Here is a 23,119-nt window from a genome sequence, read left to right on the forward strand (position 1 = left end):
GGTGGGCTTGATGGTGGCGAGATCGGCCTCCAGCAGGCCCTTCTTTTCGGCGGCGGCCAGGTCGCGGCTGATGGTGTGCAGCGGCAGGCCGGTGTGGTCGAAGAAGGTGCTGGCCGGCACGCCGTCGGTGAGGCGCAGCGCGTTGAGCATGAACTCGAAGGGCAGGTCGGCGGCGCCGACATCGTGCTGCTCCTGCACCGCGTTGCCGGCCATGGCCTGCGCCATATACGTGGCGGGATGCTTGTGGCGCATCTGGCGCAGCACCCGGTGCGGGAACGACAGCTTGCCGTGCGCGCCGGCCCCGATGCCCAGGTAGTCGCCGAAGCGCCAGTAGTTCAGGTTGTGGCGCGCTTGCCGATGCGGCCGGGCGTAGGCGGAGGTTTCGTAGTGGAGGTAGCCCGCCTGCGCGGTGCGCGCTTCGATCAGGTCCTGCATTTCATACGCGCTGTCGTCATCCGGCAGCGCCGGCGGGAACTTGGCGAACAGCGTATTCGGCTCCAGCGTCAGGTGGTAGAGCGACAGGTGCGTGGTGTTGAACGACAGCGCGGTTTCCAGGTCCTCGGCGCATTCCGCCAGCGTCTGGCCAGGCAGCGCGTACATCAGGTCGAGGTTGACGTTGTCGAAGTTGTCCAGCGCGATGCCGATCGCGGCGCGGGCTTCGGCGCCGCCGTGGATGCGGCCAAGCGCGGCAAGATGGCGGTCGTTGAAACTCTGGATGCCGATCGATAAGCGGTTGATGCCGCTGGCGCGATAGCTGGCGAAGCGCTCTGCCTCGAAGGTGCCGGGGTTGGCCTCCATCGTGATCTCGGCGTCGGCGTCCAGCGGCAACAGCGCGCGGATATCCGACAGCAGCCGGTCCATGCCCGCGGCCGACAGCAGGCTGGGCGTGCCGCCGCCGATGAAGACCGTGTGCACCTGGCGGCCCCATACCAGCGGCAGCGATTGCTCCAGGTCGGCGCGCAGCGCGTCCAGGTAGGCGTCTTCCGGGATGTCGTGGCTGTCCGCCGCGCCGGGTACGGCATGCGAGTTGAAATCGCAGTACGGGCACTTGCGCACGCACCACGGGATATGCACGTAAAGCGATAGCGGGGGCGAGGCGGGCAGCGCGAGCTGGCCCGGCTGCAGCCACAATGACTTGGTGTCGGCCGGGGCGCCAACGCTGGCGCCCGTGGACGCCAGGGGAACGATCGGGATCATGGGCAGCCAATCTTGGGGTCGCTGGCCTGCAGGCGCTCGGTCAGCGCCTTGAGCGCGAGCGCGCGATGGCTGACGGCGTTCTTTTCCTCGGCGCTCAGCTCGGCCGCGGTCTTGCCCAGGTGCGGCAGCAGGAAGTGCGGGTCGTAGCCAAAGCCGGCATTGCCGCGCGGCGCGTCGACCACCTCGCCAGCCCACACGCCCTCGGCGATCACCGGCCGCGGATCCTCGGCATGGCGCACCAGTACCAGCACGCAGTAGTAGTAGGCGCGGCGATTGAGCTTGCCGGCCAGCTGCGAGATGAGGTGCGCGTTGTTGGCGGTATCGGACTTCGGCTTGCCCACCAGTTGCGCGTAGCGCGCCGAGTAGACGCCCGGCGCGCCATCCAGCGCGTCGACGCAGATGCCGGAGTCATCCGCCAGCGCGGGCAGGCCGGACAGGCGGCTGGCGTGGCGCGCCTTGGTGAGGGCGTTCTCGACGAAGGTGGCGAAGGGCTCCTCGGCCTCGTCAATGCCGAGCTCCCCCTGCGGGATCACCTCGAAGCCGAGCGGCGCCAGCAGCGCGCCAAACTCGCCGAGCTTGCCGGGGTTGTTGGAGGCGAGGACCAGGCGTTGCATCGCGTTCACCGTATCAGGCCAGGCCCAGCGCGCGGCGCTGGTGCGCCACCAGTTCGGCGATGCCTTGCTCCGCGATGCGCGTCATGGCATCGAGATCGGCACGGCTGAACGGCGCGCCTTCGGCGGTGCCTTGCACTTCGACAAAGCCGCCGCTGCCGGTCATCACCACGTTCATATCGGTGTCGCAGTTGCTGTCCTCGGCATAGTCCAGGTCGAGCACGGCCACGCCATCCACCATGCCGACCGACACGGCGGCAACGAAGTCGCGGATCGGGCTGGCTTTGATCTGGCCGTCGCGCAGCATGGCGGAGACGGCGTCATGGGCGGCCACGAAGGCGCCGGTGATGGCCGCGGTACGGGTGCCGCCATCAGCCTGCAGCACGTCGCAGTCCAGGTGGATGGTGAATTCGCCCAGCGCGGACAGATCGAACACCGAGCGCATGGCGCGGCCGATCAGGCGCTGGATTTCCTGCGTGCGCCCGGTCTGCTTGCCGCGGGCGGCCTCACGGTCCGAGCGCGTGTGGGTGGCGCGCGGCAGCATGCCGTACTCGGCGGTGACCCAGCCTTCGCCGCTGCCCTTCTTGTGGGGAGGCACCTTGGCCAGCACGCTGGCGGTGCACAGCACCTTGGTATCGCCAAAGGCACTCAGGACAGCACCTTCGGCGTGACGGGTGTAGTGGCGGGTCAGGGTAATAGGGCGCAGCGCATCGGCTGCGCGTCCGCTGGATCGCATGTGGGGGTTTTCTCGGGAATCGGTTCAGGACCGGATTTTAACGCCGCAGGGCGGCGCGTGCGCGTCCGGCATCAATTCCCCCGCAGGGAACCGCGAATTCCCGCGCCATTGCGGCGCGGGCGGTACTTTAGCCCGGGGTCGCCCCGGTTTCAGGGGCGGGGCCGGCTGCGCGGGCTCAGCGCATGAAATTGCTGGTCTTGTCGATCGCCGCGCGGATCTCGGCTATGGAGCGCTCGATCTCCTCCTCGGAGAGCAGGTCGGTATCGCCGCCGTTGTTCTCCAGGATCGAGGTGGTGAACGTATTGAGCGGCAGGGTCTCGGTGGCGACCGAGTCCTCATTGGACAGTTGGGCGTCGAGTTCCCACATCATGGCGATGGCGGTCGTGTTGTCGGCGCCGTCGCCGGCATTGTGCAGTGCCTGCTCGATCAGGTCCGGAATGGCATGCACCACGGACAGGTTGGTGACCTTCTCGACCAGCAGTTGCTCTTCGATGCTGCCCCACAGCCCGTCGGAGCACAGCAGGGCCACGTCGCCCGGCTCCAGCCGCAGCGGGCCGCCGATATCGATCAGCGGCAGGTTGGGCGAGCCGAGGCAGTTGTAGAGCTTGTTGCGCTCGGGGTGGTTGGCCACCTCCATCGGCAGCACGCGCTCCTGCTGCAGCAGGTTCTCGATCTTGGAGTGGTCGCGCGTGCGGGTCAGCAGGTTGCCTTTGCGCACCAGGTAGAGCCGCGAATCGCCGGCGTGGGCCCAGTGGATCTGGCCGTTCTGGACCAGGCAGCAGACCACGGTGGTACGCGGGACGTCGGCCAGCTGGTTGGCTTCGGCGTAGCGATGGATTTCCCGGTGGGCCAGCATGATGGTGTCCTGCAGGAAATCGGCAGGATTGCGGATCGAGGGCCGGGCCTGTGCCTGGAACTGGCGTGCCAGGGTCTGCAAGGCTTGTTGCGCGGCGACTTCGCCTAGCGCGTGGCCGCCCAGGCCATCGGCCAGCACCATCAACAGGGCATCCCGCGTGAAGCAATAACCCATGCGGTCCTGGTTGATGCGGCGGCCGCCTTTTCTGCTTTCCTGGTAGACGGAGAATCGCATGATGGCTGTAGGGGGTCAGTTCTTGAGAGACGGCGGCGCCATCTGCCCGCCCCACCGGCACAGCGTGCGGGCGGGCCGCGAGGCGACGGTTCTCATCATAGTTGTTAATGGTGGCAGAGTGTGGCAGAGGGTGGCGCAGGGAGGAGGTCTGCACACGGCGCATGGAGGGCGCTTCTGTGCTTTATTCGCCGCTCGAGCCGGCCTCCTTGGCCTGGATTGCCGCGGCAGGTTCCTCGCGCTTGCGCAGCAGCGTCAGGAACCGGCTTGCGAGGGGGCGCTCGGCGGCGGCCGCGGCGGGCGCGGCCGCCTGCTCGCCCAGTGCATTGGTCTGTTCGCGCAACTCCTTCTGCAGCCGGAACACGCTCTGCGGCCGCTCGGACGGGGTCAGGCGCAGGCACCATTCGACCAGGTCAACCAGGCCGTTGGTATAGCTGGCGCGCAGCCGCGTGATGGAGTCCGCCATGCGGTCGTCCTTCTCGCGCTGGTTGGCCTCCTGGGGCGGCATGCCGGCCATGCAGGCATAGAGCGTGGCGCCCAGGCTGTAGATGTCGGTCCACGGCCCCAGTTCGGAATGCTTGCCGTACAGTTCCGGCGCGGCAAAGCCCGGCGTGTACATGGGCTGGAAGCGCGCCGCTTCCATGGTCAGGATCTGGCGGGCGGCGCCAAAATCCAGCAGGATGGGCGATTCGTCTTCGCGCAGGTAGATGTTGCCGGGCTTGATATCCAGGTGCAGCAGCTTGTGGATATGCACTTCGCGCAGGCCGCTCATCAGGTCGTGGAAGACCTTGCGGATGAAGTGTTCGCGCAGCACCTTGGCGCGGCCTTGCTGGCGCGCGTGCAGGATGTGTTCCTGCAGCGTCTTGCCCAGCTCGTAGTTCATCACCATGTAGACGGTGGAATTCTCGCGGAAGAAATTCACCACGCGCACCACGCTGGGATGCGAAATCTTCGCCAGCGAGCGGCCTTCCTCGAAGAAATACTTGAGCCCCAGCCGGAACGACGCCGCGCTTTCCTCGGGCACCACGGGGATCAGTTCGCCGGGCTTGCGGCGTGCCAGCGACGACGGCAGGTACTCCTTGATCGCGACAGGGGAACCGGTCTCGTCGGTAGCCAGGTAGACGAAACTGAACCCCCCGCTGGCCAACTTCTTTACAATACGATAGTTGGACAGCAGCGTGCCGATGGGCAGCGGTGCGCTCTTTGGAGGTGATGCGCCCTTTGGCTCTGTCATAGGATTCGGGACCTTGATTGCCTCCGGATTGTCCTGACTAATCGATGACTTGTAAAGAACACAATAGCGGCCATTTTGGCCTCTCTTTTCGGCGTTCAACCAGCGTGGTTGCGGGGCTGCCGGCTCCCCAGGCTGTTTGAACCCAAGCGGCCAGATGGCCATTTCACGAGACTACTCAATGATCCACAGCATGACAGGCTACGGCCTGGCGACGCGCCAGGCGCCGCTGACGGACGCGCAGGGCGCGCCCACCGGCAGGACCGCATCCGTTTCGGTGGAGTTCCGCACGGTCAATTCGCGATTCCTCGACCTGTTTTTCCGGGCTCCCGAAGAATGCCGAGCCTTCGAGCCGGCGCTGCGGGAAATGCTCATGGCGAAGCTGTCGCGCGGCAAGCTGGAATGCCGCATCAACCTGCAGCGCGCCGATGCCGGCGCCGGCGGCACCACGCTGGCGCTCAACGATGCCTTGCTGGCGCAGATCCGCTCGATCGAGGCCACGGTAGCGGGCACCTTCACCGAGGCGGGCTCGCTGCGCATGGGCGAGATCCTGCGCTGGCCAGGCGTGCTGGTGGAACCCGAATTGTCGCAGGACGCCCTGCGCGAGGCCGTGACGGGCGCGGCCAAGGAAGCGCTGGGCCAGTTGCTGGAAGCGCGCCGCCGCGAGGGTGACGCGCTCAAGGCCACCTTGGACGAGCGCATCGAATCCATGCTGGCCATCGTCGAGCGCCTCACGCCCACCATCCCGCAACTGATCGCCCACCACCAGGACAAGCTCACCGAGCGCCTGCAGGAGGCCTTCAACCTGGTCGCGCCCGGCGGCATGCCCTCGATGAGCCGCGACGAAATCGGCGAGCGCATCCGCCAGGAAGCCACGGTCTACGGCATCCGCATCGATATCGCCGAAGAACTGTCGCGCCTGCAGGCCCACCTGAACGAAACCGGCCATATCCTCAAGAAGGGCGGGCAGGTTGGCAAGCGGCTCGATTTCATGATGCAGGAGCTCAACCGCGAAGCGAACACGCTGGGCTCCAAATCAGCGGCCAAAGAACTGGCCGATGCCGCCATGGAACTCAAACTGCTGATCGAGCAGATGCGAGAACAGATTCAGAACCTAGAATAATCATCATGAGTGAAACGTCGTCCCACGTCGCCATCGACACCGCCTACCCCGGCAACCTGTTCATGGTGGTGGCGCCTTCCGGCGCCGGCAAGTCCACCCTGGTCAACGCGCTGCTGGCGCAGGACCAGGCCATTCGCCTGTCCATCTCGCATACCACCCGCGCGCCGCGTCCCGGCGAGCAGGATGGCCGCGAATACCACTTCACCACCGTGGACGCCTTTCGCGCGGCGCGCGATCGCGGCGAATTCCTCGAGTGGGCGGAAGTACATGGCAACTACTACGCCACCTCGCGGGTGTGGATCGAGCAACAGATGGCCCAGGGCAACGATGTACTGCTGGAAATCGACTGGCAGGGCGCGCAGCAGGTGCACCAGCGCTTTTCCAATGCCATGGAGATCTTCATCCTGCCGCCGTCGCTGCAAGCGCTCGAAGAACGCCTGAAAAAGCGCGGCCAGGACGAGCCCAACGTGATCGTGCGCCGCCTGCTGGCAGCCGGCAGCGAGATGGCCCACGCGTCCGAGTCGGACTATGTCATCATCAACGAGGTTTTCGAGCAGGCGCTCGAACAGCTGCGCAGCGTCATACGTGCTACCCGTCTGCGGTTTTCGTCGCAAAAAGCGCGTCACGCCGACCTCTTCATCGAGCTCGGTATTCATTGAGTCGGAGCGCGGCGGGAACGTTTCTTGCCGCGTGCTGTAAAATAGCCGGCATCGCATAAGGTTTTGTCCCGAGGTGGATTTGATATGGCGCGTATTACCGTCGAAGATTGTCTGAAACACATCCCGAATCGTTTCGAGCTCGCGCTCGCGGCGACCTACCGGGCCCGTCAGTTGGTGCAGGGTCACACTCCCAAGGTCGAGGCCAAGGACAAGCCCACGGTTGTGGCGCTGCGTGAAATCGCCTCGGGCCAGATCGGCATCGAGATGCTCAAGAAGGTACCGACCTGATTTACGGGCGGCGGTGGCCAGTCCTAGCAACGCGTACCTTTGCATTGAGACTCTGCTAACGTACCTGTTCGCGTACTTGCTTAACCAGCCAGATTACAGAAGCCGCCCACATGTCTTCCTCCCAGCCTTCCTCCCCTGTCGTGACGGCAAGCCCCACGGCCACGCCGGCGCGATCGCGCGGAGAAGCCCCTGGTGAGGCGAGTGGCGATGCAGTGCCACCCGTTCAGCGCAAGCGCGCCGCGCCCGGTCAGTCGAGCGTGACCGCGCGTACCGGCGCTCCCAATCTTCCCGATCCGCTTGGCAACGATGTGGTTGGCGAGCGGGCCGTTGCGCCCGCGATGGGCGCAGGCAAGGCAAGAGCCGCCCAGGCAGCGGCCGAAAGTGAGCTGAGCGAGGCGTCGCCGGGCGACGCGCTCTTCATCGACGCAGTGCTGGCGCAGTCCTACCGTCACTTCTTCGGCCCGACCTCGCAACCGGCAGTGCCCCCGCGCCAGCAGGTGATCTCGATCACCCGGCTGATGGAAAAGCTCGCTTACCTCAAGCCGGCGGACCAGGCGCACGTGCGCGAAGCCTTCCAGTTTTCGGACGAGGCTCACCTTGGCCAGTATCGCCAGAGCGGCGAGCCCTACATCACGCATCCTGTCGCGGTGGCGGAGCTGTGCGCCGACTGGAAGCTCGATGTCCAGTCCATCATGGCGGCGTTGCTGCACGACGTGATGGAAGACCAGGGCATCACCAAGAGCGAGCTGGCGGAAAAATTCGGCCCCAAGGTGTCGGAACTGGTCGATGGCCTGACCAAGCTGGACAAGCTCGAATTCCAGAGCCGCGAGCAGGCGCAGGCGGAGAGCTTCCGCAAGATGCTGCTGGCGATGGCGCGCGATGTGCGGGTGATCCTGGTCAAGCTGGCCGACCGCACCCACAACATGCGCACGCTCGATTTCGTGCCGCCGGAAAAGCGCCGGCGGATCGCGCTCGAAACCATGGAGATCTACGCGCCGATCGCGCATCGGCTCGGTCTCAACACCACGTACCGCGAACTGCAGGAACTGTCCTTCAAGGTCGGTTCGCCGTTCCGCTATGCCACGCTGGAAAAAGCGGTCAAGGCCGCGCGTGGCAACCGGCGCGAAGTGGTCAAGCGCATTCTCGAAACCGCGCAGAAGGCGCTGGGCGATGCCGGCATCGTGGCGGAGCTGTCGGGGCGTGAAAAGACGCTCTACAGCATCTACCGCAAGATGCACGACAAGCAGCTGTCGTTCTCGCAGGTGCTCGACGTGTATGGTTTCCGCGTGGTGGTGGAAACCCAGATGCACACCTATATGGCGATGGGCGCGCTGCACGGGCTTTACAAGCCCATGCCGGGCAAGTTCAAGGACTACATCGCCATTCCCAAGATCAACGGCTACCAGTCGTTGCACACCACGCTGGTGGGCCCGTTCGGCACGCCGGTGGAGTTCCAGATCCGCACCCGCGACATGCACCAGATCGCGGAAGCCGGCGTGGCCGCGCACTGGATGTACAAGCACCAGGCCGACCAGGCCAACGATATCCAGCAGCAGGCGCACCAGTGGCTGCAGTCGCTGCTCGATATCCAGAGCCAGACCGGCGATTCGCAGGAATTCCTCGAGCACGTCAAGATCGACCTGTTCCCGGATGCGGTCTATGTGTTCACGCCCAAGGGGCATATCCGCGCGCTGCCGCGCGGCGCCACTGCGCTCGATTTCGCCTATGCCGTGCACAGCGACCTCGGCAACCAGTGCGTGGCGGTCAAGATCAACAACGAGCTACTGCCGCTGCGCACCGAGCTCAAGAGCGGCGATATCGTCGAGGTGGTGACGGCGCCGTACTCCAAGCCCAATCCGGCCTGGCTGGCGTTCGTGCGCACCGGCAAGGCGCGCGCGGCCATTCGCCATTACCTCAAGACCACCCGGCTCGACGAAGCCATCCAGCTTGGCGAACGCCTGCTGGAGCAGTCGGCGCGACAGCTCGGCATCGAGCTCAGGGCGCTGCCGCAGTCGGTGTGGGACCGCATGGTGCAGTGGACCGGCAATAAGCACAAGGAAGACATCTTCGCCGACCTGGCGCTGGGGCGGCGCGTGCCGGCCGTGGTGGCCAAGCGCATGGAGATCCTGCTGCAGGAGCTCTCCGGCGATGTCGACAGCGCGCTGCTGGCGGCCGTGCAGACCTTCTCCGGCGAAGAAGCCCCGGCGGTGCCGATCACCGGCGACGAAGGCATGTCGATGATCTTCTCGTCATGCTGCCGGCCGATTCCCGGCGACTCCATCGTCGGCTACCTGGGCAAGGGCGAGGGCTTGCAGATCCACGTGCAGGACTGCAAGGTGGCCAAGCGCCTGCACAGCAAGGATCCGGAGCACTGGATCGACGTAATGTGGGCGAAGAAGACCACGCGCTCCTTCGATGTGTCGATCAAGGTGATGGTGCGCAACGTCAAGGGCATCGTCGCCCGCGTGGCGGCGGATCTGACCTCCGCGGACGCCAACGTGGCGCACGTGGCGATGGAGCAGCAGGAAGGCGGCCACCAGGAAGCCACCTACATGCAGTTCATCATTCAGGTGCAGAACCGCCTGCACCTTGCCAACGTGATGCGGGCGCTCCGGCGCAACCCCGACGTCATCCGCATCTTCCGCGACCGCAACGACGGCTGACGCTGCCGTCCCGCACGCATGCACTGAGCCCGGCCGAGCCGGGCTCAGTGCTTTTCGGCTCGCGCGGCGGCGATCGGCTCCGCCTGCCTCTTGGGATAGCAGACTTTCAGGATATCGATCTGCTCCACCCCGGCCGGCGTGCGCAGGGGCACGGTATCGCCTTCGCGCGCCTTGAGCAGCGCGCGCGCGATCGGCGAGATCCAGCTCACGTGGTTGCTGTCCAGGTCGACCTCGTCCGTGCCGACGATCGTCACGGTGGTTTCCTCGCCCGCCTGGTCGGCGTAGGTGACCGTGGCGCCGAAAAAGATCTGGTCGTTGTCGCCCTGCAGGGAGGGATCCACCACCTCGGCCTTCTCCAGGCGCTTGGTCAGGAAGCGGATGCGGCGGTCGATCTCGCGCAGGCGCTTCTTGCCGTAGTGATAGTCGCCGTTCTCGGAGCGGTCGCCATTGGACGCGGCCCATGAAACGATCTGGACCACCTCCGGGCGCGCCACGTCGATCAGGTTCATCAGTTCATCGCGCAGGCGCTGGTAGCCTTGCGCCGAGATGTAGTTCTTGGTGCCGGGTGGCAGCGGGGCGGCGCCTTCGGGAAGGTCGTCGTCCTCGTCGCCGGGTGACTCTTTGACAAATGCCTTGTTCATGATCCGATCACATCTACGGGGCTGTCATTATAGGAAGCGGCGGCCTGCCGGAGGGAAAAGCAAAAAAAGTGGGGCAGGGGGGTTCCCAAACTTCAAAAGTACGTTATAATTTCTTTCTCGAGTGCGGCTGTAGCTCAGTTGGATAGAGTACTTGGCTACGAACCAAGGGGTCGTGGGTTCGAATCCTGCCAGCCGCACCACTCATTGCGAAAAGAGCTTCCAGAAATGGAAGCTCTTTTTTCATTTCCGCTTCCGCTTTCGGCTCCTGATCCGGATCCGCCTGCTTTCCGGATCCGGGTCTGACCATTCTACGGCGTTCCGCCGCGCGTCGACGGGAATGGCCGCGATTGAGACTTGTCTCATCGTGCGCCGGGCTTCCTGCCGCTAATCTTTGTTCCGGTGCGCATCCGTGCGCGTTCATAACCGGATCGCTCTCTTGCTGCTGTTTCCCGACCTGCCGGGCGGAGCGATCGCGCTTTCCTCTGGAGAGTCTTGCGATGCGATCATTGCCGTGGTTTGTCTGTGCCGCCGTGCTCGCCGTAGTGGCCGGTGCCGCATGCCGTTGGCGCAAGCCGGACATGCCGCGAACCGCGTTGCCGTCAGCGGCGAAGCGCCGGCCTTGCTCGCAAGGCTGCGCCTGTAGTCAGGCGCTCGAGGGCAAGCCAGCGCCAGCCACCGGCGAGCGCACGCGCAGTTTGCTGGTGGGCCTTTTGCACGATGCGCGGTTGACCCTTAACGTCAGCACCCTTGCCACCGGCGTGGATCCGCGCACGCAGGCGGGCTTGCTGGCTACCGACTGGCATATCCATACCGCAGGCGAGGCACGGGGCACGCTGGCGTGGCTGCTCGAGGAAGGGCATCGCGCGCTGTATCCGCAGGTTTGCCGGATCTTGTTCTCGGTGCCGCGCGCGGCGCGCGAGCGGGAGATCGTGCTGCTCGATGATCGCTTCGATCCGGTGCGCCTGGCCCGCTGCATCGACAATCTCGAGCGCGCCATGCCGGACCTGCGCGCGAGCCGCCTGCTTGGCTCGCGGGTCGACCTGGCGCGCGGCGTGCTGGCCTGGGACATGAGCCGGGCGATTCATGTCGCGCGGGCCGCCTACGACTGCGGCATGCAAACCGAAGCGCAGGCCTGGGCCGTGATCGAGCAGGCCGCGTCGCAGGTCTTCGCGCAGATGGCGTCCTGGCAGGAGGTTGCGGTGAGCTACCTGCTGGGCCGCGCGATGTGGGCCGGGCCTGGCGCCGGGCTGCAGCGGCAGCTAACGTTTGTCCGGCATTGCCTCGAGGATTCGGATGGCCCCTTGCGCGACGTGCGCTATCGCGCTGCGCGCCATGGTATGTAGGCGCGTGCCGTCTTGCGGGGCTGAGGCCGGCGGCATAGGCTGGTTCAGGAGGGCGCAGGGCGCCAGGCGCTATGCTTCATGCTTGCGGCAAGAATCAGGGAGGATCCAATGAGCAATGCGGACTGGCGGGTGGAGGCGTATCGGGGCATGGACGTCTATGTGCTTGTATCGAAGCCGGGAGGCAACGGCATCCCGGCGTTGGGCAAGGTTGCCCAGTGGGGGTACGAGGTGCGCGTTTGCCAGGAGGGTGCGGATCCGTCCGATGCCGGCGACATCGAGCGCTTGTCAGGCGACGGCGCGCAGTTTGCTACCCGGCACGCTGCCGAAGTCGCGGCCTTTGCTGCTGCCTATCAGCTTGTGGACAAGCTCGTGGGGCCGGTGACGGACTAGTGGGCGTGTCGCCTTTGCTTGCGGGAAAGGCGGAAGTGCGCCGTAGTGCGTGCCGGCGAAGGCGCCGCTTTGCGGGTTATTGCGTTCTTCGAGACCAAGCTCGAAGCGCTGGATCAGGTGAACCGTTACCTGAAAGACATGCTGGAGCCGGAAGACGGTGAGGCGCGCGCAGGCCGGTGCGCTTGACGGCGGGCCAAAAACAGGGCTCAAGGCAGGGTCCTGTGGCGGCTCCTTTCACGATGGCGTCACAAAGCGATTGCAATGCGCGGCAGGATCCACCATAATCCGGCCTCTCGGACGCGGGGTGGAGCAGTTGGCAGCTCGTCGGGCTCATAACCCGAAGGTCGCAGGTTCAAGTCCTGCCCCCGCAACCAAAGACCCTTTCCGGTCTTCCGAGACCTAGCCTCCGGGCCGTTCTGGCCAAGTTCTGCAAATTTCCAAAGATTCGAAACCCGTGCATTGCCCGGGACAAGTTCGCATTGCGTGCGCCCTGGCTCGTGCTGTTCAGCGTCGCCAGCGGCCGCCTCCACCTCCGCTGCGTCCGCCTCGCGCTCCCCCCGTGCCTCCCCAGCCGCCCCCATGGTAGTAGCCGTGCGCCATGCCGGCATGGTGGGGATAGCCGCCGTAATATCGCGGCCCGCCCGCGTGGTAGCCGGGGCCGCGATAGTAGCCATAGGCGCGATAGCCACGATAACCGTGATAGCTGCCGTAACCGTAGTAGAAGGCGGGACTGTAGAACCCGCCGTAGTAGGGCAGTGCGTAGTCGTACCCGTACCCGTACCCGTAGCCGTACCCGTACCCGTAGCCGTAGCCGTAGCCGTAGCCGTAGCCGTAGCCGTAGCCGTAGCCGTAAGTGCCAGGAGGATAGACGACGCTGCCGTCGTAGAACCCATAGGGATCGTAGGGGTTGTAGGGGGTGTAGCTGTCGTAGGGGTCGTAGTAAGGAAAGCCGGCGCATGCGCCCACGCACAGCACGGTCACTGCTAACAACAAGCGGAGCAAGGCGCGGTGCATGGAGTTTCTGGTTCACCAACGGATCGCGCCCGGCGGGTGCCGGGCGATAGCAATTTGAGATTGTGATCCGCCGGGAGGCTCACTGTCACGCTGGCTCGCGCACGCACAGCGCCCGCCAGAGATTCAGGCCGGCGCCCGGGCCAGTTCGGCCGCGCGCGAAAACGTGTCGCGCACCTGCGGCTGGCCTTCGCGCTCGGCAGCCTCGGACCGCGCCGTCAAGCGCTCGATCAGTACGCTCAGGTTATTACCCTTCGGGGCAGTCTTGCTCGCGCCGCACTGATCGACGGCCTCGCGCACTACCTGTCCGAGTTCCTCGATCACATCCGCGCCGTCGAAGGCGCTGATCGACAGGGCGGAAATCTGCTCGAGGTAGAGGTTGACCAACGCTTCGTCGTGTACCGGTTCGGGCATTTCCGTCTCCTGGGCAAAATCGGCTGGGTGCAATCCATTGTAGTAGGCCGCATGCCCGACGCATGTCGGCACACGGCCTACAGGGCGGCTCCCTCGCGCAGGGCTTGCGTCAGGTCAAGGCATGTGGATGTTGATAATGATTCTTATTTGTAAGAGCGCGGGCTTTCTCCTACAATCGGCGCTCGCCTGGGGCACGGCAAGGTGCTCCTGGCCAACTGTCTTGCCGAGGTAATCGAAATCATGATGCTGCAGATCCCCGATGTGCTGACAAAGGCGCAGGTAGCCCAATGCCGCGCCTGGATGGACGCGGCGGAATGGACCGACGGCAACGCCACTTCCGGGCACCAGTCGGCCCTGGCCAAGCGCAACCTGCAACTGCCCGAAGGCTCGCCCGTGGCGCGCCAGGTGGGCGACCTGATCCAGGACGCGCTGGGCGCCAATCCGCTCTTTATCTCGGCCGCGCTGCCGCTCAAGGTCTATCCGCCCTTGTTCAACCGCTATGAGGGCGGGCATGCGTTCGATAACCATATCGACAACGCGATCCGCCACCTGCGCGGCACCAACTTCCGCGTGCGCAGCGACCTCTCGGCAACGCTGTTCCTGACGGAGCCGGAAGACTACGATGGCGGCGAGCTGGTAGTGGAGGATACCTACGGGCAGCAACGCGTGAAGCTGCCAGCGGGGCACATGGTGCTGTACCCGGCCACCAGCCTGCACCATGTCAGCCCGGTTACGCGCGGCGCGCGCGTGTCGTCATTTTTCTGGATTCAAAGCATGGTGCGCGACGAGGGCCAGCGTTCGGTACTGTTCGAGCTCGATACGCAGATCCAGCGGGTCGGCCAGGCCCTGGGACACAAGGACGCGGCCGTGGTGGGGCTGACCGGCGTGTATCACAACCTGCTGCGACGCTGGGCCGACGCGTGAGCGGCGACGTGGGGAATGAGGAAGACGGGGGGGGGCGAAGCGGGGAAGGGGATGTTGAGGCGGGATGCCGAGGCTTGATACTCGCGAATCGCCGGCATCGGCCAGCCATTCGCGATTCACTGTGCAACGAGGCTAACGGCGATCCCGATGCTGCGGCGGTAACGGGACCATGGCTACGCGTCGTCGCGCGGGCTTGAGCGCACGCTGCATCGGCCAGAATACGTATTGGGTATGCGGGTCCATCGGCTTGCCGAAGTAGGACACCCACACCTGCACGCCCTGTTCGGTTTCTGCGACGATGGCAGCCACTGCGCGGGCTGCGACTGCGGGAGATTTGAGCAAGGTGGCCAGTGCTTCGACACCTTGGACCACGTGGTGCTTGACACCACCGAACCATGCATATTGACGCATGGCAGATAACAAACGCTCGGTCATGAACTCTAGTGTTTGGTTGGTAGTAATGATCAGACTGGAGCTTACACGCTTTGTTCAGTGCCGATCGATGGGACCTGTCTATCGCTTACCCTGAGTCATCGGATGTCCCAACCGCGGGCGGCCGGCCTTCTTGTCTGTTGTCATTGCGTCATTGCGCTAGTGCCGATCGGCCAGCGCATTGACAACGCAAGGGCCGAGGATTAGCGTCATCAACAGGAACATCCGACCCTTGAAGCCTTCCTGGGAGCTTGCCGATGACCGAAGACATGCTGCTGCAACTGATGGTGGAAGTCGAGAAGGAAGACCCGATCGACTATGCCGATCTGCCCTTCGACGACGCCACGCTGCGCGCGTTGGTGTGCCGTCTGGTGGCGCAGCGCTCCAGCGCCATGGAGACGGCCGGCATGCCGGTGGACGCGTTGCTGGCTACCATGTGGGCCTCCACCGCCAAGCTGGTGCTGGAGAATATGGTGCTTAACGCGCGCCTGCTGACGCTGCAGGGTTTGCCGGATGACGCCAACGCGCTGATCGACCGCATCGCCCGGCAATCCCGCGGCACGCCCTGAGCCGAGTCCGCCCGCAGGCGGCTCCGGCCGCTTGTGCCGCCGATCCGAAGTGATGGATCGGCGTGTGGTGCATCGTTATCATCCAGCAGGGCGCCTCCCATTTCGATACACTACGGGTTTTCGCCCCCGACACCGTCGCGTTGCCCGCGTAAGCGACTGCGCGCGGTACTGCTGATATGGAGGATTTCGGGTGATCAAGTGGATAATCGTCGCGGCGTACCTGGGAGCGATCCTGTACGTGCATTTCCGCGGCAAGGTGAGGCTGCGCATCTGGCGCCAGTTGCTCGACCATTCGGCCCTGGTGGCCCCGGTCAACTGCTTCATGTATGTATTCTCCGGCGTGCCGCGCACGCCCTACATCCCCGTCGAGCGCTTTCCCGAACTCGAGAAAATCCGCGCCGCCTGGCCGGAGATTCGCGATGAAGGCCTGGCCCTGGCTGCCATGCGCAAGATCAAGGCCGCCGACAAGAACGATGATGCCGGTTTCAACTCGTTCTTCAAGTACGGCTGGAAGCGTTTCTACCTGAAATGGTACGAAGCCCGCCATCCCTCGGCCGAGGTCCTGTGCCCGCGCACGGTGGAGCTGCTCCGTGGCTTGCCGAGCGTGAAGGCGGCGATGTTCGCCGAGCTGCCGCCCGGTGGCAAGCTGAACCCACACCGCGATCCGTTCGCGGGTTCGCTGCGTTATCACCTGGGCCTGGCCACGCCTAACGACGACCGCTGCTTTATCGAGGTCGACGGCGAGCGCCATAGCTGGCGCGATGGCGAGGGCGTGGTGTTCGACGAGACCTACCTGCACTGGGCGGAGAACAAGAGCGACAGCAACCGCCTGATCCTGTTCTGCGACATCGAGCGTCCGATGCGCTTCGGCTGGGCCGGCAAGATCAACCGCTGGCTGGGCCGCAAGGTCATGACCGCGGCGAGCTCGCCCAATGAAGAGTCCGACCAGACCGGCATGATCAACCGCCTGTTCCGCATTGTCTGGCTCGGCGGCCAGTATCGCCGGCGTTTCAAGGCGTGGAGCCGGCCGGCTTACTACGTGGTCAAGTTTGGCCTGATCGCCGCTGGCGTGGCGCTGATCGTGTACCTGTAACGCTGTAACGTGCAAAATGAAAGGGCCGGCTGATGCCGGCCCTTTCATTTGCACATCGGCGATTGGCTATCGACGCCGCCGCTCCAGCTCGTCGTCGAGCGCCTCGTAATGGGCGCGCTTGGCCTGGTACATGCGGGTGTCGGCCAGCTTGACGGCATCGCTCAGGCGCTCACCTGCGCTGCAGCTTGCCGTGCCGATCGACAGGCTGAGCGCGGTGCCCGGATAGAACTGGTTGTTGAGCTCCACCACCTGGTGGATCTGCTCGACCACCGTGGCCACGCCGCGCTCGTCGCGCGCCGGCAGCAGCACCATGAATTCGTCGCCCCCGACCCGCGCCACGCAGACCTGATCGCCCACGGCCTTCTTCAGCGCCTCGCCGGTACGGCGCAGGAGCGCATCGCCGTCGCCGTGGCCGAGCTGATCGTTGACCTGCTTCAGGCCATTCAGGTCGACCGCGATCACGCTGACCGGCCACGGGCCCTTGCGTCCCAGCCGCGCGAGCTCGTCTTCGTAGTAGGCGCGGTTGTAGAGCTTGGTCAGCACGTCGTGCTTGCCCAGGAACTCGACATAGGCCTCGGCCTTCTTGCGCGCGGTGATGTCGGTCAGCGACACCAGCACCTGGTCCCATTCCGCCTCGCAGCCGGGGAACACCGACCACTGCATGAACACGTCCACGGCCCGGCCATCCAGCGCATAGTTGATGACTTCGCGCTGCTGCCAGAGCTTCTCGTTCCAGAGGTCAATCAACTGCTCGGCGAACTGGATGCGCATATTGTCGCGGAACACATCGCCCAGGCGCGAGAGCAGCTCTGCCTTGGTTGACGCGCTGAACATCAGCAGGGTTTGCTGGTTGACGTCGAGCACGCGGATTTCCTGCATGCAGCGCGAAATGAAATCCGGATGCACGTTGAGGAAGGTGCGGAAGTCCGTGATGCCCGCACCGCGGACTTCATCCAGCAGTACCTTGACCGCGCTGAAATCCTCGACCCACAGCGAGACCGGCGAATGCTCGAACAGGCCCAGCGCGTATTGCTCGCTGCGGCGCAGCCCGCGCTCGGTGGCCACGCGCGCGGTAATGTCCTCGATCGACAGCAGCACGCGTTCCCAGCTTGCCTCAAAGCCGGGCATGACGGTGGCATCCAGGCGGATGTCCAGCCGCTTGCCTTCCAGCGTGTAGTTGACGGTCTGGCTGGAAAAGCGCAAGCCGCCGTCCCACAGCTGGCCGAGTTCCTCGACGTGCTGGTCGAACATATCGTCGCGAAAGACGGTGTCGAGGTTATTGACGAGATCGGCGAGGTCGGCGGCGCGAAAGAGGTCCAGCGTGCGCTGGTTCACGTCCAGCACGCGGATCCGTGCCGAGCAACGCGCGACTTGTTCCGGATTGGCGCGCAGGTGGCTGCGCAGGTCGGTCACGCCCTGCGCGCGCAGGGCCTGGAAGTGTTCGCGCACGGCGCTGAAGTCTTCCAGCCACAACGAGACAGGCGCCAGCTGGAACAAGGCCTTGTATTCGTTATCGATCCGCTGCGTGTCGGTCGTTGCCATCAATGCGTCTTTTCCCAATCCCTATCCCCATCCCAATCCTGTTCGGCGCGGGCCAGGGCTGGCACGCGTGTGGCGCGGCTGGCTTTGTGCCGCCTCGGATTTGCCGGGGCCGCCGCCATGCTCGCTACGAGCGATAGCATAGGGCAGCAGGGGAGGGAATGGATAGCGTGTGGCGTAAAAACCCACACACGGCGCCCGCCGGCGCGTCAGCCCCGGCGGGAGAGCTCGGCGATGCGCGCGGGGGCGTAACGGTGCTGCGCGTTTTCCTGCTCGGCGATCAATTGCAGCGTGGCCGCCTGCAACAGCGAGCCGGCGGTCAGGTGCAAGGCCAGGGTGCGTAGTTCATCGAGCTTGCCGCTGGCAGCGGAGTTGGCATGAGTCATCTCAGTCAAGGTCTGGACAGGAACCCGGCCGATGGTATCGGCAAGCCGGGTGGGCCTGCTTTGTCCCTGGTCATGCTCTGTGCGCGCGGCGTTGTCTTTGGTGTCCTGGCCAGCTCTGGCATCGGTGCGCGCCACGCGATGCGCCGGGTCGGCGCGGCGGGCGGTGCATAGGCGCAGGGCGGAGCCCACGGTCTCGATGGCGAGCGGGAGGGAGGGGTGCGGCATCTTGTTCTCCTTGGAGCGCGGCCTGCCGGTTTCGGCAATGTTCGCAAGGATGCCGGCCCGGTCCGCCGCCGCCTAGCGCGCTGCGATGAACGGCGCGATGCTAGGAGCAAATGGTGGCGTGAGGCGACGGATGTGGCGCGCCAGGCCCGTCGCCAGCCATCTAGCATCGGCCGCTATGGCTTGTCCGCCAGGCGCGCCACCACCGCAGCAAGCTTGCGCAACGCCCGCTCGATCTCCGGCGTGAACGGCGTGCCGCAATTGAGCCGCAGGAAATGGTCGAAGCGGTTGGAGTTGGAGAACATCACCCCGGGCACGACCCGGATGCCGGCCGCCATGGCCTGGTCGAACACGGCCTCGGACGGGACCGAGCCCGGCAGCTCGACCCACAGGTGCAGGCCGCCGTTCGGGTTGGAGGCGCGCGTGCCCGCTGGAAACTCGGCGGCAATCGCCTGCGCCACCTGCGCGCGCTGGCTGCGCAATTGCTCGCGCAGGCGCCGCAGGTGCCGCTCGAATGCGCCGGAACCCATGAACTCGGCCGCCGCCATCTGCGCCAGCAACTCATTGGGCCGCGACTGGCTGTACTTGAGCATTTCCACGCGCGCCTGCCACTTGCCCGCGGCGATCCAGCCCAGCCGCATGCCGGGCGCCAGGATCTTGTGCAGCGAGGCGCAATGGATCACGCCGCCGCTGCGGTCCCAGGCCTTGAGGGCGGCCAGCGGCGCGTCGCTGTCCGCCAGCGCGCAGAAGCAGTCGTCCTCGATCAGCGCGATGGCGCGTGCCTCGCACCAGGCCACCAGTTGCGCCTTGTTGGCGTCCGGCATGATGCTGCCCAGCGGATTCTGCAGGTTCGGCACCACCACCACGGCGCGGATGTTGTCGTAGGTCTGCGCCGCCAGCTCCAGCGCTTCGAGCGAGATGCCGGTCTGCGGGCTGCTGGGAATCTCCAGCGCGCGCATGCCCAGGCTTTCGAGGATTTGCAGCAGGCCGTAATAGGTGGGCGACTCCACGGCAATCACGTCACCGGGCTGCGCCACCGCGCGCAGCGCGAGGTTGAGCGCCTCGGTGCAGCCGTGGGTCACCAGGATATCTTCCGGCGCTACCGTGATGCGCGAGAGCAGCGCGTTGCGCGCCAGCACGGCGCGAAAGGCCGGATGGCCGCCGGCGTCGGCCGCGCTGCCGAACAGTTGCGGGTGAAGGCGCAGCGCGCGCGCCGCCGCATTGCGCAGGCCTTCCGCCGGGTACAGCGCGGGCGCGCCGCAGGCGCCGGCAAAGTTCACCGCGACCGGTTGCTGGCGTCCGCGCGCGGTGATGGCGGAAATGCGCTCATGGATGCCCACGTATTGCGCGGGGTCCGGCAGTGCGGCGACCGGTTCCTCGATCGGCGCCAGCGGCTTGTGCCGGCGGTGCCGCACGAAGTAGCCCGAGCGCGGCCTGGCCTCGAGCAGGCCATCGCTTTCCATCTGCCGGCAGGCCTGCAGCGCGGTGGACAGGCTCACGCCGTGCAGCTCCATGAGCGTGCGCACGGAGGGCACGCGGTCCCCCGGCTTCAGGACGCCGGTTTCAATGGCGTGCAGGTAGTGCTGGGCAAGCTGGCGGTAGAGCGGGACGGATTCCATGCGGCATGGTGACGCGGCGGCGGCCGGCGCAACAGATACAGATAGGGGGCTTCTGTATCGTAACAGATGGTCTGTCATGCCTCTGTTACGGTTCACAAGCCATTGGCGTGTGCCTGTTTTGGCCCGGCCCGCATCGGTAGTCTGGAACCCTGTCAAAGCCAGGGAGCCGGCATCATGCAAAGCTATCGTTCAGACCCGACCATCCCCACTGTCCAGCCTGTACAGCCTACACGCGCCATGCTGGCTGGCGCTGAGCCGCAAGCCCAGGCGCTCGACCTGGAAAGCAGCCGCGTGCTGCGCTTCCATGCCAAGGCCGGCACGACCCTTTGCGTGCTGGAGGGCGAAATCGAACTCACCGAGGCGCCGCGCTGGCTGGCCGGCACCGTTTGGCGCCAGCCGCGCCGCCTGCCGGCCGGCAGCGTGGTGGCGCTGTCGCCGGGCTGGGTAGAAGTGCTAGCCCGTCAGGCCGCCTTGCTGCGGCTGCAGGCCCCCGCGGCAAGGCCCTGGTGGAATCGCTGGCTGCGGCTGGCGCAGGCATGAATCCATGGAGAGCAACACGATGGGATCGTCCATATCGACGTGCCCGCCACGCTGGCCGACGGCGCGCAGACCCAGCACCTTGGCGACCTCACCTTCCCGGTGCTGCGCCGCCTGGTGGACGATGTGGTCACGGTCAGCGACGCAGAGCCGGTCGAGGCCATGGCCTTCTTCGCCGGGCGCATGAAGATGATGATCGAGCCGACCGGCTGCCTGGCCGGGACAGCCGCCTTGGGGCGGTCAGTCCTGGTGGTCGTGCGCGCTCAGCATGGCATGGGCCACCAGGTCCAGGGCGGGCCGGGTGTCGCCGTTCTTGTCGGTCCAGACCTTGGGCGTGAGGCTACCCGACAGCGCCACCGACTCGCCATCCTCCAGCGCCAGCAGGCCTGCGCGCACCTTGTCGGCAAACGCGATCACGTTGACGATGACGGTGTCGCCATCGTTGATCGCGGCCTTGAGCTTGGCGGTCACGTACTGGCTGCCGCCCTGGCCGGTACGCTCGCTGGCGTGGCCGTGGAGCCGGCCGCTGACTAGTGCGTCGATCATCTTGCTTCCTTCCTGGTCTGTTCTGTTCTGTTGGGCACGCTGGCGTTGGGCACGGTAATGCCTTGCCGGGGTGCGGAAGATCTCACAATTTAGCGGTCTCGTGGCAGAGAATGCGGACCCTGGCCCTAAAAACGATAAAATTGCGGTCCGGCCAGCCCGACGCTCAACCAGAGTGCAGTCAGCGCCCCTTCCAGGGCCGACCCACCGGCCGCAGAATTCCAGGTTCCCATGCTACGTCTAAGTGAAGTCAAACTCCCGCTCGACCATGCCGAGAGCGATCTCAAGGCCGTGGTCCTCGCCCGCCTCGCCGAGCTCGGCGTCAAGGCCGATGGCCTGACCGGGTTCACCGTGTACCGCCGCGCGCACGATGCCCGCAAGCGTTCCGATATCAAGCTCACCTACATCATCGATATCGCGGTGAAGGACGAAGCCGCGGCGATCAAGCGCATGGCCGGCAAGCCGAACTGGAGCGTGACGCCGGACATGGCCTACCGCTTCGTCGCGCAGGCGCCCGCGCCGGGCACCACGCTGCGCCCGGTGGTGATCGGCATGGGCCCGTGCGGGCTGCTGGCCGGGCTGATCCTGGCGCAGATGGGCTTCAAGCCGATCATCCTGGAACGCGGCAAGGAAGTGCGCGAGCGCACCAAGGACACCTTCGGCCTGTGGCGCAAGAGCGTGCTCAACCCCGAGTCCAACGTACAGTTCGGCGAGGGCGGGGCCGGTACCTTCTCTGACGGCAAGCTCTACAGCCAGATCAAGGACCCGAAGCATTACGGCCGCAAGGTGCTTGACGAGTTCGTCAAGGCCGGCGCGCCGGAAGACATCCTCTACCTCGCGCGCCCGCACATCGGCACGTTCCGCCTGGTGAGCATGGTGGAGAAGATGCGCGCCGAGATTTTCTCGCTCGGCGGCGAGATCCGCTTCGAGACCCGCGTCGAGGACGTCGACATCGAGGGCGGCAAGATGCGCGGCCTGACGCTGTCCAACGGCGAGTACCTGCAGGCCGACCACGTCGTCCTGGCGGTCGGCCACAGCGCGCGCGACACCTTCGAGATGCTGCACGAGCGCGGCGTGTTCATGGAGGCCAAGCCGTTCTCGCTGGGTTTGCGCATCGAGCACCCGCAGGGCATGATCAACAGCAGCCGCTTTGGCAAGTTCGCTGGCAACAAGCTGCTGGGTGCCGCGGACTACAAGGTGGTGCACCACGCCAGCAACGGCCGCGCTGTGTATAGCTTCTGCATGTGCCCGGGCGGCACGGTGGTGGCCGCGGCCTCGGAGCCGGGCCGCGTGGTCACCAACGGCATGAGCCAGTACATCCGTGCCGAGCGCAACGCCAATGCCGGCATCGTGGTGGGCATCACGCCGGAGGATTTCCCCGGCGGCCCGCTGGCCGGCATCGCCTTCCAGCGCCACTGGGAAGAGCGCGCGTTCGAGCTTGGCGGGCGCAACTACAATGCGCCGGCCCAGCTGGTGGGCGACTTCATCGCGCGCCGGCCTTCCACCGCGATGGGCTCGGTCGAGCCTTCGTACAAGCCGGGCGTCACGCCGACGGACCTGTCCTCCGCGCTGCCCGACTACATCATCGAAGCCATCCGCGAAGCGCTGCCCGAACTCGACAAGAAGATCGCTGGCTTTGCCATGCATGACGCGGTGCTGACCGGCGTGGAAACGCGTACGTCATCGCCGTTGCGCATCCGCCGCAAGGATAACTACCAGAGCATGAACGTGGAAGGCCTGTACCCGGCCGGCGAAGGCGCCGGCTATGCGGGCGGCATCTACTCCGCGGCCATCGATGGCATCGAAGTGGCCGAGGCCGTGGCATTGAGCATCGTCAACGGCAAGGCGGGCTGAACGGGTT

General features: G+C 65.6%; 25 protein-coding genes, 2 tRNA genes and 1 pseudogene. 15 read left to right on the forward strand and 13 right to left on the reverse strand.

What is annotated here, in order from left to right; genetic code table 11:
• The 5 genes from hemW to ACYP5B_RS17675 all read right to left on the reverse strand — a co-directional run.
• A partial coding sequence (hemW, locus tag ACYP5B_RS17655; RefSeq protein ID WP_459570535.1) for a radical SAM family heme chaperone HemW occupies positions 1 to 1,197 on the reverse strand: 1,197 nt, incomplete at its 3' end.
• Complete coding sequence (gene rdgB / locus ACYP5B_RS17660) at positions 1,194 to 1,811, reverse strand: RdgB/HAM1 family non-canonical purine NTP pyrophosphatase (RefSeq protein ID WP_400093892.1); 618 nt, start codon at positions 1,809 to 1,811, stop codon at positions 1,194 to 1,196. The genes rdgB and hemW, both read right to left, overlap by 4 nt.
• Before the next feature lie 13 nt (positions 1,812 to 1,824).
• Positions 1,825 to 2,544: a ribonuclease PH gene (gene rph / locus ACYP5B_RS17665; protein WP_459570536.1), complete on the reverse strand. Its 720-nt coding sequence runs from the start codon at positions 2,542 to 2,544 to the stop codon at positions 1,825 to 1,827.
• Between the two features lie 175 nt (positions 2,545 to 2,719).
• Positions 2,720 to 3,634 carry a PP2C family protein-serine/threonine phosphatase gene (locus tag ACYP5B_RS17670; RefSeq protein WP_267605921.1) on the reverse strand — a complete coding sequence of 305 codons (915 nt, stop codon included), beginning with the start codon at positions 3,632 to 3,634 and terminating at the stop codon, positions 2,720 to 2,722.
• 181 nt (positions 3,635 to 3,815) lie between these two features.
• The gene (locus ACYP5B_RS17675; RefSeq protein WP_459570537.1) at positions 3,816 to 4,865 is read right to left on the reverse strand and encodes a serine/threonine protein kinase; all 1,050 of its coding nucleotides are present in this window, start codon (positions 4,863 to 4,865) and stop codon (positions 3,816 to 3,818) included.
• 178 nt (positions 4,866 to 5,043) lie between these two features.
• Here ACYP5B_RS17675 and ACYP5B_RS17680 point away from each other — a divergent pair, with 178 nt between their 5' ends.
• The 4 genes from ACYP5B_RS17680 (at position 5,044) to ACYP5B_RS17695 (ending at position 9,595) form a co-directional block, all read left to right on the forward strand.
• Positions 5,044 to 5,985 (forward strand): YicC/YloC family endoribonuclease, encoded by a 942-nt coding sequence (locus ACYP5B_RS17680; RefSeq protein WP_400093898.1) that lies wholly within the window; start codon positions 5,044 to 5,046, stop codon positions 5,983 to 5,985.
• A gap of 5 nt (positions 5,986 to 5,990) precedes the next feature.
• On the forward strand, positions 5,991 to 6,644 hold the full coding sequence (gene gmk, locus ACYP5B_RS17685) for a guanylate kinase (protein WP_267605924.1): 654 nt from the start codon (positions 5,991 to 5,993) through the stop codon (positions 6,642 to 6,644).
• A gap of 84 nt (positions 6,645 to 6,728) precedes the next feature.
• Positions 6,729 to 6,932: a DNA-directed RNA polymerase subunit omega gene (gene rpoZ / locus ACYP5B_RS17690; protein WP_006162413.1), complete on the forward strand. Its 204-nt coding sequence runs from the start codon at positions 6,729 to 6,731 to the stop codon at positions 6,930 to 6,932.
• Positions 6,933 to 7,189: 257 nt separating this feature from the next.
• Complete coding sequence (locus ACYP5B_RS17695) at positions 7,190 to 9,595, forward strand: RelA/SpoT family protein (protein WP_318234830.1); 2,406 nt, start codon at positions 7,190 to 7,192, stop codon at positions 9,593 to 9,595.
• 44 nt (positions 9,596 to 9,639) lie between these two features.
• Here the strand turns inward: ACYP5B_RS17695 and greB are convergent, their stop codons facing one another.
• Complete coding sequence (gene greB, locus ACYP5B_RS17700) at positions 9,640 to 10,236, reverse strand: transcription elongation factor GreB (protein ID WP_400093901.1); 597 nt, start codon at positions 10,234 to 10,236, stop codon at positions 9,640 to 9,642.
• A gap of 123 nt (positions 10,237 to 10,359) precedes the next feature.
• Here greB and ACYP5B_RS17705 point away from each other — a divergent pair.
• The 5 genes from ACYP5B_RS17705 (at position 10,360) to ACYP5B_RS17725 (ending at position 12,343) form a co-directional block, all read left to right on the forward strand.
• Positions 10,360 to 10,436, forward strand: a tRNA-Arg gene (locus ACYP5B_RS17705).
• 297 nt (positions 10,437 to 10,733) lie between these two features.
• Positions 10,734 to 11,579, forward strand: coding sequence for a DUF1266 domain-containing protein (locus ACYP5B_RS17710; protein ID WP_459570538.1), 846 nt, complete (start codon positions 10,734 to 10,736; stop codon positions 11,577 to 11,579).
• 108 nt (positions 11,580 to 11,687) lie between these two features.
• Entirely contained in the window at positions 11,688 to 11,969 is a 282-nt protein-coding gene (locus ACYP5B_RS17715; RefSeq protein ID WP_318234808.1) for a hypothetical protein, read from the forward strand.
• A gap of 45 nt (positions 11,970 to 12,014) precedes the next feature.
• A complete protein-coding gene (locus ACYP5B_RS17720) occupies positions 12,015 to 12,155 on the forward strand; it encodes a hypothetical protein (protein ID WP_459570539.1) in 141 nt (46 codons plus the stop codon).
• A 112-nt stretch (positions 12,156 to 12,267) separates the two neighbouring features.
• A tRNA-Met gene (locus ACYP5B_RS17725) sits at positions 12,268 to 12,343 on the forward strand.
• A 130-nt stretch (positions 12,344 to 12,473) separates the two neighbouring features.
• Here the strand turns inward: ACYP5B_RS17725 and ACYP5B_RS17730 are convergent.
• Both ACYP5B_RS17730 and ACYP5B_RS17735 read right to left on the reverse strand, forming a co-directional pair.
• Positions 12,474 to 12,959, reverse strand: coding sequence for a hypothetical protein (locus tag ACYP5B_RS17730; protein ID WP_459570540.1), 486 nt, complete (start codon positions 12,957 to 12,959; stop codon positions 12,474 to 12,476).
• A gap of 147 nt (positions 12,960 to 13,106) precedes the next feature.
• On the reverse strand, positions 13,107 to 13,394 hold the full coding sequence (locus ACYP5B_RS17735; protein ID WP_459570541.1) for a hypothetical protein: 288 nt from the start codon (positions 13,392 to 13,394) through the stop codon (positions 13,107 to 13,109).
• Positions 13,395 to 13,634: 240 nt separating this feature from the next.
• Between ACYP5B_RS17735 and ACYP5B_RS17740 the strand changes: the two genes are divergently transcribed.
• A complete protein-coding gene (locus ACYP5B_RS17740) occupies positions 13,635 to 14,318 on the forward strand; it encodes a Fe2+-dependent dioxygenase (protein WP_267605928.1) in 684 nt (227 codons plus the stop codon).
• A 132-nt stretch (positions 14,319 to 14,450) separates the two neighbouring features.
• On the opposite strand, the gene ACYP5B_RS17745 is transcribed toward ACYP5B_RS17740, so the two are convergent.
• Entirely contained in the window at positions 14,451 to 14,753 is a 303-nt protein-coding gene (locus ACYP5B_RS17745; RefSeq protein ID WP_267605929.1) for a hypothetical protein, read from the reverse strand.
• A 254-nt stretch (positions 14,754 to 15,007) separates the two neighbouring features.
• Here ACYP5B_RS17745 and ACYP5B_RS17750 point away from each other — a divergent pair, with 254 nt between their 5' ends.
• Both ACYP5B_RS17750 and lpxO read left to right on the forward strand, forming a co-directional pair.
• Entirely contained in the window at positions 15,008 to 15,319 is a 312-nt protein-coding gene (locus tag ACYP5B_RS17750) for a hypothetical protein (RefSeq protein WP_267605930.1), read from the forward strand.
• Between the two features lie 190 nt (positions 15,320 to 15,509).
• Entirely contained in the window at positions 15,510 to 16,412 is a 903-nt protein-coding gene (gene lpxO / locus ACYP5B_RS17755; RefSeq protein ID WP_267605931.1) for a lipid A hydroxylase LpxO, read from the forward strand.
• 66 nt (positions 16,413 to 16,478) lie between these two features.
• Here the strand turns inward: lpxO and ACYP5B_RS17760 are convergent, their stop codons facing one another.
• From ACYP5B_RS17760 to ACYP5B_RS17770, 3 genes are all read right to left on the reverse strand, one after another.
• Positions 16,479 to 17,954, reverse strand: a complete 1,476-nt coding sequence (locus ACYP5B_RS17760) for a sensor domain-containing diguanylate cyclase (protein WP_318234805.1) — start codon at positions 17,952 to 17,954, stop codon at positions 16,479 to 16,481.
• A gap of 206 nt (positions 17,955 to 18,160) precedes the next feature.
• A complete protein-coding gene (locus tag ACYP5B_RS17765; RefSeq protein WP_459570542.1) occupies positions 18,161 to 18,562 on the reverse strand; it encodes a hypothetical protein in 402 nt (133 codons plus the stop codon).
• 173 nt (positions 18,563 to 18,735) lie between these two features.
• Positions 18,736 to 20,178, reverse strand: coding sequence for an aminotransferase-like domain-containing protein (locus ACYP5B_RS17770; RefSeq protein WP_459570543.1), 1,443 nt, complete (start codon positions 20,176 to 20,178; stop codon positions 18,736 to 18,738).
• A gap of 174 nt (positions 20,179 to 20,352) precedes the next feature.
• On the opposite strand from ACYP5B_RS17770, the gene ACYP5B_RS17775 reads away from it, so the two are divergent.
• A complete protein-coding gene (locus ACYP5B_RS17775; RefSeq protein ID WP_400093913.1) occupies positions 20,353 to 20,718 on the forward strand; it encodes a hypothetical protein in 366 nt (121 codons plus the stop codon).
• 24 nt (positions 20,719 to 20,742) lie between these two features.
• Positions 20,743 to 20,946, forward strand: a pseudogene (locus tag ACYP5B_RS17780) (pyridoxal-phosphate dependent enzyme); the annotation flags it as partial.
• A 9-nt stretch (positions 20,947 to 20,955) separates the two neighbouring features.
• Here ACYP5B_RS17780 and ACYP5B_RS17785 read toward each other — a convergent pair.
• Positions 20,956 to 21,261 carry a single-stranded DNA-binding protein gene (locus ACYP5B_RS17785; RefSeq protein ID WP_318234802.1) on the reverse strand — a complete coding sequence of 102 codons (306 nt, stop codon included), beginning with the start codon at positions 21,259 to 21,261 and terminating at the stop codon, positions 20,956 to 20,958.
• Between the two features lie 228 nt (positions 21,262 to 21,489).
• Here ACYP5B_RS17785 and ACYP5B_RS17790 point away from each other — a divergent pair, with 228 nt between their 5' ends.
• Positions 21,490 to 23,112 carry an NAD(P)/FAD-dependent oxidoreductase gene (locus ACYP5B_RS17790; RefSeq protein WP_459570544.1) on the forward strand — a complete coding sequence of 541 codons (1,623 nt, stop codon included), beginning with the start codon at positions 21,490 to 21,492 and terminating at the stop codon, positions 23,110 to 23,112.
• Positions 23,113 to 23,119: the final 7 nt, after the last annotated feature.

Source organism: Cupriavidus sp. 8B, assembly GCF_054589115.1.